The organism is Micromonospora maritima (genome assembly GCF_902825405.1).
In the GTDB taxonomy this organism is placed as follows: domain Bacteria; phylum Actinomycetota; class Actinomycetes; order Mycobacteriales; family Micromonosporaceae; genus Micromonospora; species Micromonospora maritima.
This window is the reverse complement of sequence record NZ_CADEAU010000088.1, coordinates 1-15269: the sequence shown is the minus strand read 5'-3', so window position 1 is coordinate 15269 and position 15269 is coordinate 1. Positions and strand designations below refer to the sequence as shown.

The 15269-nt window shown below is 72.2% G+C and carries 16 protein-coding genes; 11 read left to right on the top strand and 5 right to left on the bottom strand.

Annotated features, from left to right (window positions below; all coding sequences use genetic code 11):
• From mshD to pstB, 6 genes are all read left to right on the top strand, one after another.
• Positions 1-594: mycothiol synthase (gene mshD / locus HUW36_RS11615; protein ID WP_174528152.1), on the top strand; the 594-nt coding region annotated here is incomplete at its 5' end.
• A gap of 2 nt (positions 595-596) precedes the next feature.
• Positions 597-1661 carry a phosphate ABC transporter substrate-binding protein PstS gene (gene pstS, locus HUW36_RS11610; protein WP_174528151.1) on the top strand — a complete coding sequence of 355 codons (1065 nt, stop codon included), beginning with the start codon at positions 597-599 and terminating at the stop codon, positions 1659-1661.
• Between the two features lie 292 nt (positions 1662-1953).
• Complete coding sequence (gene pstS, locus HUW36_RS11605; protein ID WP_174528150.1) at positions 1954-3054, top strand: phosphate ABC transporter substrate-binding protein PstS; 1101 nt, start codon at positions 1954-1956, stop codon at positions 3052-3054.
• Between the two features lie 41 nt (positions 3055-3095).
• Positions 3096-4181, top strand: coding sequence for a phosphate ABC transporter permease subunit PstC (pstC, locus tag HUW36_RS11600; RefSeq protein ID WP_174528149.1), 1086 nt, complete (start codon positions 3096-3098; stop codon positions 4179-4181).
• On the top strand, positions 4178-5266 hold the full coding sequence (gene pstA / locus HUW36_RS11595; RefSeq protein ID WP_174528148.1) for a phosphate ABC transporter permease PstA: 1089 nt from the start codon (positions 4178-4180) through the stop codon (positions 5264-5266). The genes pstC and pstA overlap by 4 nt, the downstream gene beginning before the upstream one ends.
• A 20-nt stretch (positions 5267-5286) precedes the next feature.
• Complete coding sequence (gene pstB, locus HUW36_RS11590) at positions 5287-6063, top strand: phosphate ABC transporter ATP-binding protein PstB (protein WP_091569147.1); 777 nt, start codon at positions 5287-5289, stop codon at positions 6061-6063.
• Between the two features lie 65 nt (positions 6064-6128).
• Here pstB and HUW36_RS11585 read toward each other — a convergent pair whose 3' ends face one another.
• Positions 6129-6956 (bottom strand): NUDIX hydrolase, encoded by an 828-nt coding sequence (locus HUW36_RS11585; protein WP_174528147.1) that lies wholly within the window; start codon positions 6954-6956, stop codon positions 6129-6131.
• A 150-nt stretch (positions 6957-7106) separates the two neighbouring features.
• Between HUW36_RS11585 and HUW36_RS11580 the strand changes: the two genes are divergently transcribed.
• The 3 genes from HUW36_RS11580 to HUW36_RS11570 are packed head-to-tail and all read left to right on the top strand — an operon-like array spanning position 7107 to position 9009.
• Positions 7107-7706, top strand: coding sequence for a HEAT repeat domain-containing protein (locus HUW36_RS11580; protein ID WP_174528146.1), 600 nt, complete (start codon positions 7107-7109; stop codon positions 7704-7706).
• A gap of 57 nt (positions 7707-7763) precedes the next feature.
• Positions 7764-7982, top strand: a complete 219-nt coding sequence (locus tag HUW36_RS11575; RefSeq protein ID WP_174528145.1) for a DUF397 domain-containing protein — start codon at positions 7764-7766, stop codon at positions 7980-7982.
• 58 nt (positions 7983-8040) lie between these two features.
• On the top strand, positions 8041-9009 hold the full coding sequence (locus HUW36_RS11570) for a Gfo/Idh/MocA family protein (RefSeq protein WP_174528144.1): 969 nt from the start codon (positions 8041-8043) through the stop codon (positions 9007-9009).
• Positions 9010-9086: 77 nt separating this feature from the next.
• Here HUW36_RS11570 and HUW36_RS11565 read toward each other — a convergent pair whose 3' ends face one another.
• The 3 genes from HUW36_RS11565 to HUW36_RS11555 all read right to left on the bottom strand — a co-directional run bounded on the left by HUW36_RS11565 (position 9087) and on the right by HUW36_RS11555 (position 11823).
• Positions 9087-10091 carry an inorganic phosphate transporter gene (locus HUW36_RS11565; protein ID WP_174528143.1) on the bottom strand — a complete coding sequence of 335 codons (1005 nt, stop codon included), beginning with the start codon at positions 10089-10091 and terminating at the stop codon, positions 9087-9089.
• 4 nt (positions 10092-10095) lie between these two features.
• Positions 10096-10722 carry a DUF47 domain-containing protein gene (locus HUW36_RS11560; RefSeq protein WP_089157475.1) on the bottom strand — a complete coding sequence of 209 codons (627 nt, stop codon included), beginning with the start codon at positions 10720-10722 and terminating at the stop codon, positions 10096-10098.
• 150 nt (positions 10723-10872) lie between these two features.
• Complete coding sequence (locus HUW36_RS11555; RefSeq protein ID WP_174528142.1) at positions 10873-11823, bottom strand: PPK2 family polyphosphate kinase; 951 nt, start codon at positions 11821-11823, stop codon at positions 10873-10875.
• 511 nt (positions 11824-12334) lie between these two features.
• On the opposite strand from HUW36_RS11555, the gene sigJ reads away from it, so the two are divergent.
• Positions 12335-13288, top strand: coding sequence for an RNA polymerase sigma factor SigJ (gene sigJ / locus HUW36_RS11550; RefSeq protein WP_174528141.1), 954 nt, complete (start codon positions 12335-12337; stop codon positions 13286-13288).
• Between the two features lie 7 nt (positions 13289-13295).
• Here the strand turns inward: sigJ and HUW36_RS11545 are convergent, their stop codons facing one another.
• Positions 13296-13802: a DUF402 domain-containing protein gene (locus HUW36_RS11545; protein WP_174528140.1), complete on the bottom strand. Its 507-nt coding sequence runs from the start codon at positions 13800-13802 to the stop codon at positions 13296-13298.
• A 125-nt stretch (positions 13803-13927) separates the two neighbouring features.
• On the opposite strand from HUW36_RS11545, the gene HUW36_RS11540 reads away from it, so the two are divergent.
• A partial coding sequence (locus HUW36_RS11540) for an ATP-dependent DNA helicase (protein ID WP_174528139.1) occupies positions 13928-15269 on the top strand: 1342 nt, incomplete at its 3' end.

Genomic DNA, 15269 nt, shown 5'->3' with positions numbered 1-15269 from the left:
GGGCCGGTGCGCGCCTGGGCGCACGGCGACCACCCGTCGGCCGCCGCGCTCGCGGTCGACCTGGGTCTCACCCGGGCCCGGGTGCTGTGGCAGCTGCGCCGGCCACTGACCGCCGCGCTGCCCGAGCCGTCCCTGCCCGAGGGGGTGGAGCTGCGCGCGTTCCGTCCGGGCGAGGACGACGAGGCCTGGCTGGCGGTCAACAACGCCGCCTTCGCCCAGCACCCCGAGCAGGGTCGGTGGACGCTCGACGACCTGCGCGTACGCCTCGGTGAGCCGTGGTTCGACCCGGCCGGCTTCCTGCTCGCGGTCGACTCCGGCACCGGCCGGCTGCTCGGCTTCCACTGGACCAAGGTGCACGAGCGACCCGGGTCCGCCCGAATCGGCGAGGTCTACGTGCTCGGCGTCGACCCGTCCGCGCACCGGGGCGGGCTGGGCCGGGCGCTCACCGCGGCCGGCCTGGTCCACCTGCGCGACGTGCGAGGGCTGGACCGGGTGATGCTCTACGTCGACGAGAGCAACACCGGCGCGGTAGCGCTCTACGAGCGGACCGGCTTCGCCCGCTGGACGGGGCACGTCAACTACCAGTCGGTCTGACGGTGCGCGGCAGCCGCCGGGGTGCTCTCGCCGGGCTGCTGTCCGCGCTGTCCGTGCTCGCCGCGTGCGGCCCGGCGCCGACCCGGGAGCCGGCCCCCGGGGTGACGTGTGCCCGGGGGACGCTGAACGGGCAGGGCTCGTCCGCCCAGGCGAACGCCGTCCAGCTCTGGTCGACGGCCTTCCAGAAGGCCTGCCCGGGCACCACGATCAACTACGAGCCGTCCGGCTCCGGAGCGGGGATCACGTCCTTCATCGGTGGGGTCGCCGACTTCGCGGGGACCGATTCGCCGCTGTCCCCGGACGAGCTGGAACAGGCCCGGACCCGGTGCGTCGGCGCCGCACCGCTCGTGCTGCCGATGGCGGTCGGACCGGTGGCGGTGACGTACCACCTGCCCGGCAGTCCTCAGCTCCGGCTCGCCCCCGCCACGGTGGCGGCGATCTTCTCCGGGGCGGTGCGGCGCTGGGACGACGCGGCGATCCGGGCCGACAATCCCGGCACGGCCCTGCCGTCGATCGGGATCATCCCGGTGCACCGCGCCGATTCGTCCGGCACCACCGAAGCCTTCACCACGTTCCTCGCCGAGACCGCCTCGGGGCGCTGGCCCTACGGCGCGAGCCGGAAGTGGCCGCTGCCGGGAGGCGTCGGCGTGTCCGGATCCAGGCGGGTGCCGGACGCGGTGAGGGAGGGAGAGGGCCGGATCGGCTACCTCGAACTGTCGTACCTGCGCGGCACGGATCTACCCGCCGCGGCCGTGCGCAACGGCGCCGGTGAGTTCGTCGTCCCCAGCTCGCAGGCCGCCGTCGAGAGCGTCGGCGCCCTCGGGCCCGACCTGCGGCTCGCGGTGGAACGCACCACCCGGAGGTCCGGGGCGTACCCGCTGGTCCTGGTCACCTACGAGGTGGTCTGCGAGCAGGGGCTGGCGGTCGACCGGGCCCCGCTCGCCCGGGCGTTCTTCGGCTACACGATCAGCAGCGAGGGCCAGGGCACGGCGAGCACCCTGGGGTACACCCCGCTGCCCGAGCCGGTGCGCCGGGCGGTGCGGGCAGCCGTCGACCGCATCTCCTGAGACCGGACACTCGCCGCGACAGGAGCATCACGGTGTCGTCACGGCCCGGTAGCGGCCAGGTCACGCGTCGCCGGACAAATCTCGATAAGAGGGACTTGCCCTCCGCTGTTCATGTAATGGACAACACACTTACAGCTTGCCGTAGGCGAGCGGATCGAGCTTGTTCACCCCTCGTTCACTTCCGACCGGCGATCCGTCCACCTGGCCCTCCTAACTTTCGTGTCAGCCGGTCAGCGCCGGCCCCCCGGTACCCCGGGCGACCTGACCAAAGACGTGAAGGGAAACCCCTCCAGTGAAGCTCCAGCGGCACGGCGCCATCGCCTGTCTCGCTCTTACCGCGGTTCTCGGTCTCAGCGCCTGCGGCTCGGACAACAACGAGCCGGCCGCCGGTGCCTCCGGGTCCGCCGCCGCGGCGGACTGCGCCACGGGCACGCTGAACGCGCAGGGCTCCTCCGCGCAGAAGAACGCCATGGCCGAGTGGATCAAGGCGTACCAGCAGAAGTGCTCCGGCACCACGATCAACTACGAGCCGAGCGGTTCGGGCGCCGGTATCCAGGCGTTCATCGCCGGCACCGCCGACTTCGCCGGTTCCGACTCCGCCCTCAAGCCCGAGGAGCAGCCGCAGGCCGACGCCAAGTGCGCCGGCGGCCAGGCCCTCAACCTGCCGATGGTGATCGGCCCGGTCGCGGTCGTCTACAACGTCAGCGGCGCGGACAACCTCCAGTTCAGCCCGGCCACCCTGGCGAAGATCTTCGCCGGCAAGGTCACCAAGTGGGACGACGCGGCGATCAAGGCCGACAACCCGGACGCCAAGCTGCCGTCGACCGCGATCCAGGCGGTGCACCGCTCCGACGAGTCGGGCACCACCGACAACTTCACCAAGTACCTGTCCAAGACCGCCGAGGCGGACTGGACCCTGGGCAACTCCAAGGCGTGGAAGGCCCCGGGCGGCGTCGGCGCGGCCAAGTCCGACGGTGTCGCCAGCAAGGTCAAGAGCACCGACGGCACCATCAGCTACGTCGAGTGGTCGTACGCCGAGAACTCCGGCCTGAAGATGGCCAAGATCAAGAACGGCGCCGGCGAGTTCGTCGAGCTGACCGGCGACTCGGCCGGCAAGACCATCGCCGGGGCCAAGTTCGAGGGCCAGGGCAACGACCTCAAGATGTCGATCGACTACAACACCAAGGAGGCCGGGGCCTACCCGATCGTCCTGGCGACCTACGAGATCGTCTGCAGCAAGGGCCTCGCCGCCGACAAGCTGCCCCTGGTCAAGGGCCTGCTCGGCCACGCGGCCAGCGCCGAGGGCCAGCAGGAGCTGGTGGAGCTGGGCTACGCCCCGCTGCCCGAGACCGTCCGCACCAAGGTCGAGGCCGCGGTCAAGAGCCTCTCCTGACGCCCTGATCGACACCTCCTCAACGCGAAGCGAGCGAGCAGATGGGTGACACCCCTCACCGCTCGGCGCACGCCGGCACCGGCGGGACCCCCGTGGCCATGAGCCACGAGCGGCCCGCCGGTGCCTCGGCGCGTGTGGCCGAGCGCTCCGGAAACCCTGGCCGCCCCGGCGGCGACCTCGGCGGGGGCGGCGGCCTGCCCCGCGCCCGCGCCTTCGGCGCGGAACGGGCGTTCCGCGGCCTCACCCTGGCCGCCGGCACCACCGTGCTGGTGATCATCGCGGCCATCGCGATCTTCCTGATCGCCAAGGCCGTGCCGGCGCTGCGGGCCAACACCGAGTCGTTCTGGACCTTCGAGGGCTGGTTCCCGAACGACAACCCGCCGAAGTTCGGCATCGGCGCGCTCGCCTTCGGCACCGTCCTGAGCTCGCTCCTGGCGCTGCTCATGGCCGTGCCGGTAGCGCTCGGCATCGCCCTCTACCTGTCGCACTACGCCCCGCGCCGGCTCGGCAACGGCCTCGGTTTCGTGATCGACCTGCTGGCCGCGGTGCCGAGCGTGGTCTTCGGCCTCTGGGGCCGCGACTACTTCGCCGGCCCGGTCGCCGATCTCTCCGCCTGGCTGAACACGTACTTCGGCTGGATCCCGATCTTCGGCGACGGCCCGTACGGAAGCTCGATCCTGCTCGGCTCCCTGGTGCTGGCGATCATGGTGCTGCCGATCGTCACCTCGCTCTCCCGCGAGGTGTTCCGGCAGACCCCGACCGCCAACGAGGAGGCCGCGCTCGCGCTCGGCGCCACCCGCTGGGAGATGATCCGCACCGCGGTCCTGCCGTACGGCCGGCCCGGGGTGGTCGCCGCGGTGATGCTGGGCCTGGGCCGGGCGCTCGGCGAGACCATCGCGCTGGCGCTCACGCTCGGCTCGACGTACGCCATCTCCTTCAACATCCTGCAGAGCGGCGGCAACTCGATCGCCGCGAACATCGCCAACCGGTTCGCCGAGGCGAACGACACCGGCCGCGGCGCCCTGATCGCCTCCGGCCTGGTGCTCTTCGCGATCACGCTGATCGTCAACATCACCGCGCGCGCGATCATCTACCGCCGCCGCGAGTTCACGGAGTCTGCGGCATGACCTCCACTCTCACCCCCTCCCGCCCGCGCCCGCCGGCCCAGCCGGCCACGCTGCGGGCCCGGCGGCTCCCCGCGTACGCCGCGCCCGCCATCGCCGTCGCGGCGGTGCTGCTCGCGGCGGCCGTCGTGTACGGCGCCGGCATCGGCGGCCCGGTCCTGGTCGTGGTGATCGCCGCGCTGCTCTACCTGGTCGGTCTCTTCGTCGCGACGAACGCGGTGGAGGGCCGGCGGTCGGCCCGCAACCGGACCTGGAGCGCGCTGATCCACTCCGCCTTCGTGCTGGCCGTGCTGCCGCTGGCCTCGGTGGTGTGGACGCTGGTCAGCAAGGGCTCGGAGCGGCTGGACGGCAACTTCTTCGGCACCTCGATGAACAACATCGGGGCGCGGGACGCCAACGGCGGCGCCTACCACGCGATCGTCGGCACGCTGGAGCAGGTCGGCATCGCCGCCCTGATCACCGTGCCGCTCGGTGTGCTCTGCGCGATCTACGTGGTCGAGTACGGCCGGGGCCGGTTCGCGTTCGCCATCCGGTTCTTCGTGGACGTGATGACGGGCATCCCATCGATCGTCACCGGCCTGTTCGTGCTGGCGTTCTGGGTGCTGATCGTCTCGCCGTGGTTCAACGACGGCCGGCCGAGCTTCTCCGGCTTCGCCGCCGCGCTGGCGTTGAGCGTGCTGATGCTGCCCACCATCGTCCGGTCCACCGAGGAGATGCTCCGGCTCGTGCCGGCACCGCTGCGCGAGGGCGCCTACGCCCTCGGCGTACCGAAGTGGAAGACCATCCTGCGGGTCGTGCTGCCGACCGCGCTGCCCGGCATCGTCACCGGCATCATGCTCGCCATCGCGCGGGCCGCCGGCGAGACCGCCCCGGTGCTGCTCGTCGCCGGTGGTGGCGCCTCGATCAACTTCAACCCGTTCGAGAACAACCAGTCGTCGCTGGCCCTCTTCGTCTACCAGCAGGCCGGCGAGGCCTCGAAGTACTCGCCGGCGCGGGCGTGGACCGCGGCGCTCACCCTGGTCGCCCTCGTCCTCGTCCTGACCGTCGCGGCGAAGTTGCTGGCCCGTCGAAACCGGCTCGGCCGATGAACCCCGGAGGTACCGCCACCATGGCCAAGCGCGTCGAAGCCTCGAACGTCACCGCCTACTACGGCGGGTTCAAGGCGATCGAGAACATCAACCTGACCGTCGAGCCGAAGACGGTGACCGCCCTGATCGGCCCGTCCGGCTGCGGCAAGTCCACCTTCCTGCGGTCGATCAACCGGATGCACGAGGTGCTGCCCGGCGCCCGGGTCGAGGGCAACCTGACCATCGACGGGCAGGACATCTACGACCGCGACGTGGACGTCACGGCCGTGCGCCGCATGATCGGCATGGTCTTCCAGCGGCCGAACCCGTTCCCCACCATGAGCATCTTCGAGAACGTGGTGGCCGGGTTGCGCCTCAACGGCGTCCGCCGCAAGTCGATCCTGGAGGAGACGGCCGAGAAGGCGCTCCGCTCGGCGAACCTGTGGGACGAGGTCAAGGACCGGCTCGGCAAGCCCGGCGCCGGCCTCTCCGGCGGCCAGCAGCAGCGGCTCTGCATCGCCCGCACCATCGCGGTCGAGCCGCAGGTGGTGCTGATGGACGAGCCCTGCTCGGCGCTGGACCCGATCTCCACGCTGGCCATCGAGGATCTGATGTTCCAGCTCAAGGACAAGTTCACCATCATCATCGTCACGCACAACATGCAGCAGGCCGCGCGGGTGTCGGACCGCACCGCCTTCTTCTCGATCGAGAAGACCGGCGACCCGGGCCGCCTGATCGAGTACGACAACACCCAGAAGATCTTCAGTAACCCGAGCCAGAAGAAGACCGAGGACTACATCACCGGTCGCTTCGGCTGACGTGCAAGGAAGGGCCCCCTGTTAACGCATTCTGCATAACAGGGGGCCCTTTTTAACATCCCCACTCAGCGCAGCAGGAAGCGTGGCTCGGCCCCGTCCAGGTCCTCGATGCGGGGCAGGATCGGCGTACCCGGGTCGCGTTCCCGGGCCGCGCGGGCCACGCCGGCCAGGTCGCCGGCGGCGGCGATCTCACCGAGGGTGACCATCGTCGGCGGCAGCATGGTCAGCTCCCCCGCCTCCGCCCGGGCCAGCGCGTCCGCCGGGCGCAGCCACAGCGTGTGGTCGGCCTCGCCGGAGACGTCCCGGGTCCGCTGCCCCTCGGGCAGCAGCGCCACGAAGAAGTACGTGTCGAAGCGGCGCGGCTCGAACTCCGGCGTGATCCACCGGGTCCACGGCAGCAGCAGGTCGGACCGGAGCGTCAGACCGCGCCCGGCCAGCAGATCCGCGAAGCCGGTACGCCGACCCACCAGGTCCTGCCGGGCCGCCTCCCAGTCGTCACCGCTCACGTCGCCGACCACGGTGTCCGCGTCCGGGCCGGCCAGCAGCACGCCCGCCTCCTCGAAGACCTCGCGGGCGGCGGCGCAGACCACCGCCTGCGCGGCCGCCGGGTCGAGCCGGAACCGCTCCCCCCAGGCCGCCGGCCCCGGGCCGGCCCAGCCCAGGTGCGCCTCGGAGTCGGAGCGGTCCACCCCGCCGCCGGGGAAGGCGTACATGCCGCCGAAGGTCATCGCCGCCACCCGGCGGATCAGGTAGACCTCGAAGTCGTCGCCGGCCGGGCGGAGCAGCAACACGGTGGCGGCGACCCGGGGCACCGCCGGCACGCCGCCCTCGGCGTGGAACCGGCGGGCGTGCTCCACCAGTGCGGGGGGTGCGGCGAAGCCGTCGATCGTCATGCCCCGAGCCTAGGCCCTGCCTCGCGGATCATGTTCGGCCGCAAGCGCCCGCCCGGCCCGCTCAGCGTCCGCGCTCGGTTTCCGTGGGCGACCGGACTGCCATGGCTGTGGCCCCGTCATGCGGTCGTACGACAATGGCATCATCGGCCGATGAGCGATGGTCTCGACGCCGTGATCGCCAAGGTTCTCGACTGGGAGCCCGGGGCCGACGAAGCCCTGATCGCTGCCGGGCCAACCGGAGCGAGACGTGTCTTCGACCTCTACTACGGCAGGGTCAGGGCGAACCTGGTCACGAGAGCCACGGGCCGGGAGCTGGGTGACGGCTGGTCGGCCGCCCTGCACATCGCCGCCATGATCGCGCCCGAGGAGTTCCTCGCCCAGATGCCGGGCCGCGTCGGCACCACGGAGATCGTGATCCTGGGCGACATCAATGATCCCCGCGCTACGCACATCCTCTGCGAGCAGGCTCGACACAAGGACTTCCTGCACCGCGTCAACGCCGTCAGGGCGCTGGCCAAGCACACCGGACCGGCGGGCCGGGCGGCGGTCGAGCAGGCCCTCGCCGATGAGGATCTCGTGGTACGCAGTGCGGCGATCCGGTGCGTCGCCGACACGGATCCCCGCCGAGGCAGGACCTTGTACGAAGCATTCCTGGAGGAGCCTCGCCTCACCCCACTCCTGCGGCAGGAGGCGCGGTGGGCGTTGTCCTACCTGGATGAAGGCAGTCCAATACCGCTCCACCCGTGGTGAGTTCCCAGGTAGACCGCGAGGGCCAGCCGGTCGTCGCCGTCCTCGGCCAGCAGCGCGATGGCCCGCGCCTCGTCGTCGCTCAGCGGCAGGAACGGCAGGAAGCGCTGGCGAAGGTCCCGGCGCAGCGGATCGAGCGGTGGGAACTGCGTCGAGGTCGCCGACGACCTTGGCGGTCTGGTCGGCGTACGGGATTCGCAGGATCCGGCCGGGCCGGCGCTGGTCCTTCCCGCGGCCTCGTGGCGGGTGTTCGTCGCGGAGGTCGCCGGCCGGTCCTGACGTCCCGACGGGTGGATCACCCTGCCGGCGGCGGAAGCGGCCGGGATAGCGTTCGGGCATGACGCGTTGGGGAATCCTGGCCACCGGGCACATCGCCGCCTGTTTCGCCGACGACCTGCGGCTGGTGCCGGACGCCGAACTGGTGGCGGTCGGGTCGCGCACCCGGGAGAGCGCCGAGACGTTCGCGCGGCGGTACGACGTGCCGCGGGCGTACGCCTCCTGGGCCGAGCTGGCCGCGGACCCGGACGTGGACGCGATCTACGTGGCCACCCCGCACGCCGCGCACCACGAGGCGACGCTGACCTGCCTGGCCGGCGGCAAGGCCGTGCTGGTGGAGAAGCCCTGCACGCTGGACCTGCCCACCACCACCGAGCTGGTGGAGACGGCGCGCGCTCACGGGCTCTTCCTCATGGAGGCCATGTGGATGCGGACCAACCCGCTGATCCTGCGGGTGCTGGAGCTGATCTCCGACGGCGCGATCGGCGAGGTGACGCACGTCCGGGCCGACTTCGGGGTGGCCGGGCCGTTCCCGCCCGAGCACCGGATGCGGAATCCCGCGCTGGGCGGGGGCGCGCTGCTCGACCTCGGCGTCTACCCGCTGAGCCTGGCCCACCTGGTGCTCGGCGCGCCGCAGCACGTGCGGGCGTGGGCCCGGCTGAGCCCGGAGGCGGTGGACGAGAACACCGGCATCGTGCTCGGCTGGGACTCCGGCGCGGTGGCGACGCTGAGCTGCGGGATGGTCGGCGCCACCGCGATCACCGCGTCGATCACCGGCACCGCCGGCCGGATCGACCTGCCCGAGCCGTTCTTCCGGCCCGGGCACGCGGTGCTGCACCGGGCCGGGGCCGAGCCGGAGACGATCCCGGCGGACCTGACCGGCGGGGGCTACCAGTACGAGGCGATCGAGGTGCAGCGTTGCCTGGCGGCGGGGCTGACCGAGAGCCCGCTGGTGCCGCACGCCGCCACCCTTGAGGTCATGACCCTGATCGACGACATCAAGGCCCGCATCGGCGTCTCCTACGCTTAAGGAAGGGCCCCCTCTTAACACCTCAGTGTTAAGAGGGGGCCCTTCCTCTACCGCAGGCGTTAAGAGGGGGCCCCTCCTTAGAACAGCGGGCGCACCAGCAGGTACGCGAGGCAGGCGATGGCCGCCGCCGCCGGGAACGTGATGATCCAGGCGATCACGATGTTGCCGGCCACGTTCCAGCGCACCGCGGAGAGCCGCTTGGTCGCGCCCACACCCATGATCGCCGAGGTGATCGTGTGCGTGGTGGAGATCGGGGCCTTCAGCACCAGGGCGTTGAAGTAGAGCACCGCGCTGGCCACGGTCTCGGCCGCGAAGCCCTCCGCCGGGCCGAGGTCGATGATCTTCCGGCCCAGCGTCCGGATGATCCGCCAGCCGCCCGCGTACGTGCCGAGCGCCAGCATCGTCGCGGAGGTCCAGAACACCCAGCCCGGGATGTGCGTCTTGCTCTCCTGGAAGCCGCCGGTGTAGAGCGCCAGCACGATGATGCCCATGGTCTTGGCGGCGTCCTGCATGCCGTGGCCGACCGACATGGCGGCGGCGGACACGGTCTGCGCCCAGCGGAAGCCCCGGCTGAGCTTGCCCGGCTGCCCCTTCCGGAACAGCCACATGATCGCGAGCATCACCAGGAAGCCGAGCACCAGGCCGACCACCGGCGAGAGGACCATCGGGATGATGACCTTCTCCAGGATGTTGCCCCACTGGACGATGCCGTCGGCGGCGAACAGGGTCGCGCCGACGAGGCCGCCGAAGAGGGCGTGCGAGGAGGAGGACGGCAGGCCGAAGTACCAGGTGATCAGGTTCCAGGCGATCGCGCCGAGTACGCCGGCGAAGACCACGCCGAGGCTCTCCACCCCGGTCGGTAGCGTCACCAGACCGTCGCCGACCGTCTTGGCGACCCCGGCGCCGAAGTGCGCGCCGACGAAGTTGCCGACGGCGGCCAGCGCGAGGGCGATCCGGGGGGTCAGCGCCCGGGTCGAGATGCTGGTGGCGATCGCGTTGGCCGCGTCATGGAAGCCGTTCGTGTAGTCGAACGCCATGGCGACCGCGATCACCGCCAGCACGGCGATGAGTTCGGGGCTCACAGGATCAGGACTCCTTGACCGCGATGGTCTCGACGGTGTTGGCGACGTGCTCGAAGGCGTCGCAGGCGGCCTCCAGCTCGTCGGCGACCTCCTTCATCTTCAGTACCGTGAGCGCGTCGTACTCGCCGGAGAAGAGGCGGACCAGCAGCATCCGGTACGCCTGGTCGCCGTCGTTCTCGAGCCGGTTGCACTCGATCCAGTAGTCCTCGAGGTCCTTCATCGACTTCAGCCGGGGCATCGCCTCGGCGGTGAGCTTGGCCTGCTGGTCGAGCACGTTGACCAGCTCGTGCAGCTCGCGCGGCAGCGACGGGAGCTTGGTCAGGCCGTACAGGTAGAGCAGGTTGCCGACCGCCTCCAGGTGGTCCATCACGTCGTCGAGCAGCGAGCCCAGCCGGTAGATGTCCTCCCGGTCGAACGGCGTGATGAAGGTGGAGTTGATCTTCTTGTAGAGGTCGTGCGTGATCTGGTCGCTGTCGTGCTCGACCTCGGTCAGCCGCTCGCTGATCGACTGCACGTCCGCGCCGGGCAGGCCCAGCTCGTTCAGCAGGTCGGTCCCCTTCACCAGGTTCTGCGCGGCCCTGGTGAAGAGCTCGTAGAAGGCGCCCTCGGTGGGACGGAAGGAAAACTTCACAGCACGGACCTCGTCGTGTCGGTGGAAGGGTGGCCGTCGCCCCGGGGGGCGTCTGCTCTGGGCATGCTAGGGACACGGTCGAACCCGGCATCGACCGGCCCACCCCTGGTCAGGCCCGATTCACCGCTCGTTCACCTGCTGTTCACCTGATCACTTGCCGCCCTGGTCGCGTAACCGGTCACGCTCCCGCTCGACGTCGAAATCGGCAGGGGGATACCCCAGATCCAACCCGTCGAACGTCTCCCGCAGCAGGTGGGCCAGGGCCCAGTCGCGATACCACTTGCGGTCCGCCGGAACCACGAACCAGGGGGCGACGTCCGTGCCGCAGCGCTCCAGCGCCTCGGTGTACGCGGCCCGGTAGTCGTCCCAACGTGCCCGGGTGTCCAGATCACTCGGGTTGTACTTCCAGTACTTCGTCGGGTCGGTGAGCCGCTCCATCAGCCGCTCGCCCTGCTCGGCGTACGAGATGTGCAGCATGACCTTCACCACGGTCACGGACCGTTCGACCAGTTCCCGCTCGAAGTCGTTGATGATCGCGTACCGGGACCGCCAGGTGGCCTCGTCGACCAGCCCCTCCACCCGGGCGATCAGCACGTCCTCGTAGTGCGAGCGGTTGAACACGCCCACGTAGCCGGGCGGTGGCAGCGCGCGCCGCACCCGCCAGAGGAAGTCGTGCCGCCGCTCCTCCTCGGTCGGCGGGCCGAACGAACGGATGTGCAGCCCGAGCGGGTTCATCGCGCCGGCCACCCGCTTGACCGCGCCGTCCTTGCCGCCGCAGTCCATGGCCTGGAGCACCAGCAGCACCCGGCGCGGCCGGTCACCGTCCAGCTGTCCACCGGCCTGGCTGGGCGCGCTGGTGGCGCTCCCCGGCCCGGCCGCGCCCTGGGCGGCGGCGTAGAGCATCTCCTGCTGCCGACCCAGTTCGGCGCCGACCAGCTCCACCTGCCCGCGGGCCCACTCCTTGCGCGCCGACCCGTGCCCGGCCGCCGCCGGCAACCCCGGCGTCGACCGGGGGTCGATCGCCGCCAGGTCCACCGGCCCCGGACCCACCCGCAGCAGATCCCGCATCGGCCCGCCCTCGGGCCCCACCACGCCACTCATCCCCCGATCCTCACCCCCCGACCCCGATCATGGGTACGGCGTGCCCGCTACGCCCGTTTTGCGACCCACCCTTTATCCCCCAGCTCCTCCACCCGTTTCCAGGCCCGCCCCGCCCGTTGGCAGTCCCCCGCCCCCGCCCGCCCGTTCACGCACCTCACCCCTCTCGAACCAGCGCCTCACCGAACGGAATCGATCTTCCACAAAGTGGGATCGGTCGAGATCTTGGTAAGAACTGGCCCCTATGGGGGCCGTTTCGTACCAAGATCTCCCGGCGGGATGAGCCGGACGGGGGCGCACGGCCGAACGCCAGGCGGCTTGGTCACGGCGGCCGGCAGGGAGGGCGGGTGAACGGCGGAGCCGGGCGGCGGATGAGCGGCGGACGGCAGGCGGCGAAGCCGGGCGGCGGACGGCAGGCAGCGGAGCCGGGCGGCGGACGGTGGGCGGTGGGCGGGCGCGGCGGCGGACGGTGGGCGGTGGGCGGTGCGGGGTGGCCGAGCGGGAGAATGGGCGGGTGGACGAGCTTGCGGGGGAGTTCGAGGCGGAACGAGGGCACCTCCTGGCGGTCGCGCAGCGGATGCTGGGCAGCCGCACCGAGGCCGAGGACGCCGTGCAGGAGACCTGGCTGCGCTTCTCGGGCGCGCTCGCCGACCCGGCCGAACGGGCCCGCGTCCGCGACGTGCGCGGCTGGTTGACCACCACCTGTTCCCGGATCTGCCTGGACGTGCTCCGCTCGGCGCGGGTGCGGCGCGAGGCGTACCCGGGTCAGTGGCTGCCGGAGCCGGTGGTGCGCGGCCTGCCGCCGGCGGACGGGTTCGCGCCGGATCCGGCGGAGCGCGCGGTCCGGGCCGACCAGCTCGGCACCGCCCTGCTGGTGGTGCTGGAGCGGCTGACGCCGGAGCAGCGGGTGGCGTTCGTGCTGCACGACGTCTTCGCGGTGCCGTTCGGTGACGTCGCCGACGTGCTCGCCGTGACGCCGGAGGCGGCGCGGCAGCTCGCGTCCCGGGGGCGCCGGGCGGTGCACGGGCCGGACGTGCCACGACACAGCGCGGACCTCGCCGAGCAGCGCCGCGTGCTCTCCGCCTTCGCCGCCGCGGTGGAGTCCGGGGAGCTGGACCAACTCGTCCGGGTGCTGGCCCCGGACGTGATGTCGATCGGCGACTCCGGCGGCCACTTCCCGGCGGGGCGCCGGCCGGTGGTCGGCACCGACGCGGTCGCGCGCCTGCTCCTCGGCCTGTACGGGCAGGCCCGGGGGCGGGGTGCCCTGCGCGGCCGGCCGGTCCTTGTCGACGGCACGCTGGGGTGGCAGTCGGAGTTCCTCCACCGGGACGGGCGGACCATCCGGATGGTCACCTCGTTCGCGGTGCACGACGGCCGGGTGACGGGCGTGTTCAACCAGCTCAACCCGGACAAGGTGGCCGACCTGCCGGCGCTCGGGCCGGACGCCGCCTGGCCGCCGCGCTGGTGAGCCGGGCTCAGACCACCAGGGCCAACCACTTCCGGTACGAGGTGGCGAACGGCTCACTGCCGTCGCCGAGCGCGCCGAGCAGCCAGCGGGCCGCCGCCCGGGCCTCGGCGACCAGGTCGTCCGGGTAGTGCCACCGGGCCCGGTGCTCGGCGAACTCGTCCTCGTCGCGCAGCTCGACGACGCCGGTCTCCCGACGGCGCACCACGTCCAGGTCGAGGTCGACCAGGTGGACCGTCTCCTCGCCCTCCCAGCGGGCCGGGGTGGCGATGTCGCAGTAGACCTCGCTGGTGCGCGGCGGCGGGTTGAACATGCCGGTCCACCAGCCGTGCCGGGGCACCAGCAGGACGAACGGGATCTGCTCGACCGAGGGGCGGCCGTGGTAGACGGACTCGGTGCCGGCCGGCACGCCCAGCCAGACGCCGAGGTCGTCCTCGGCGAGCCGGCGGGCCGGGTAGTCGCGGTGCGCGCTGCCGTCGTACTTGCGGTAGATCACGCGGACCACGTCGCTCGGCATGCCTGGCACCCTAACCGATTCCGGCCACGCCTCGCGATCGGGAAGTAACCGGACGCGACCCACGGACCGCGCCACGCGGCCGGAGCGGCGGGACCCTCGTCGGTGCCGGCGGGTACGGTCGCACGGTGAGTCCGTCCCGCACCGCCACCGGCCCCGCTGTCCCGAAGAAGCGCCGGGCCGCCCGCGCCGACGGCGGGGAGTTGCTGGCCGCCGCGGTGGGCGCGGTGCCGGGCGGCGCGGCCCGGCCGGGCCAGCAGCAGATGGCCGAGGCCATCGAGCGGAGCATCGCCTCCGGCGAGCACCTGCTGGTGCAGGCCGGCACCGGCACCGGCAAGTCGCTCGCCTACCTGGCCCCGTCGCTGACCGTGGACGGCCCGGTGGTGGTCTCCACCGCGACCCTGGCGTTGCAGTCCCAGCTCGTCGAGCACGACCTGCCCCGGCTGGCCGACGCGGTCGAGCCGGTGCTCGGCCGCCGCCCCACCTTCGCCGTGCTCAAGGGACGCCACCACTACCTGTGCCTGGCCCGGCTGGACAGCTCGGTCGAGGACGAGCCGGACGACGCGCTCTTCGACGCGCCCCGCCCCGGTGGCGGCACGAAGTGGCTGGGCGAGGCCGGGCGGCTGGGCAAGCAGGTGCAGCGGCTGCGCGACTGGGCCGAGAAGACCGCCACCGGAGACCGCGACGAGCTGGACCCGGGCGTGGACGACCAGGTGTGGCGCAGCGTCTCCATGCCGGCCCGGGAGTGCGTCGGGGCCAGCCGCTGCCCGTTCGGGCAGGAGTGCTTCGCCGAGGCGTCCCGGGCCCGCGCCCGGGAGGCGGACATCGTGGTGACGAACCACAGCCTGCTCGCCGTCGACATGCTGGCCGGACGGCACATCGTGCCGCCGCACAAGCTGCTCGTCGTCGACGAGGCGCACGAGCTGGCCGACCGGGTCTCCTCGGCGGCCCAGGCCGAGCTGGTGCCCGAGTTGATCGACAGGTCCACCCGACGGGCCCGGCCGTTGTTGCGGGCCGACCTGGCCGACCGACTCACCGAGGCCGGCGACGCGCTGGCGGTGGGGCTGGCCGAGGCGCCGGCCGGTCGGCTCACCGCCGGCCTGCCGCCCGCGCTGCGGGAGGCGTGCACGTTGCTCGACGCGGCGACCCGGGCCGCGTTGGAGTCGATCGGCGACGTGAAGGCCGACGACCCCGACCCGGTCCGCAAGCAGCAGGCGAAGGCGGTCCTGGACGAGCTGTCCACCACCGCCCAGCGGCTGCTGGAGGAGGCCGACCACGACGTGGCGTGGGTGGAGAAGCCGGAGAACGGCAGCCGCCGGGCGCTGGTGGTGGCGCCGCTGTCGGTGGCCGGCACGCTCGCCACCCACCTCTACGACGAGCGCACCGTCGTCGCCACCTCGGCCACGCTGGCGCTGGGCGGCCGCTTCGACACGGTGGCCCGGGCGCTCGGGCTGGAGGCGCCGCCGCCCA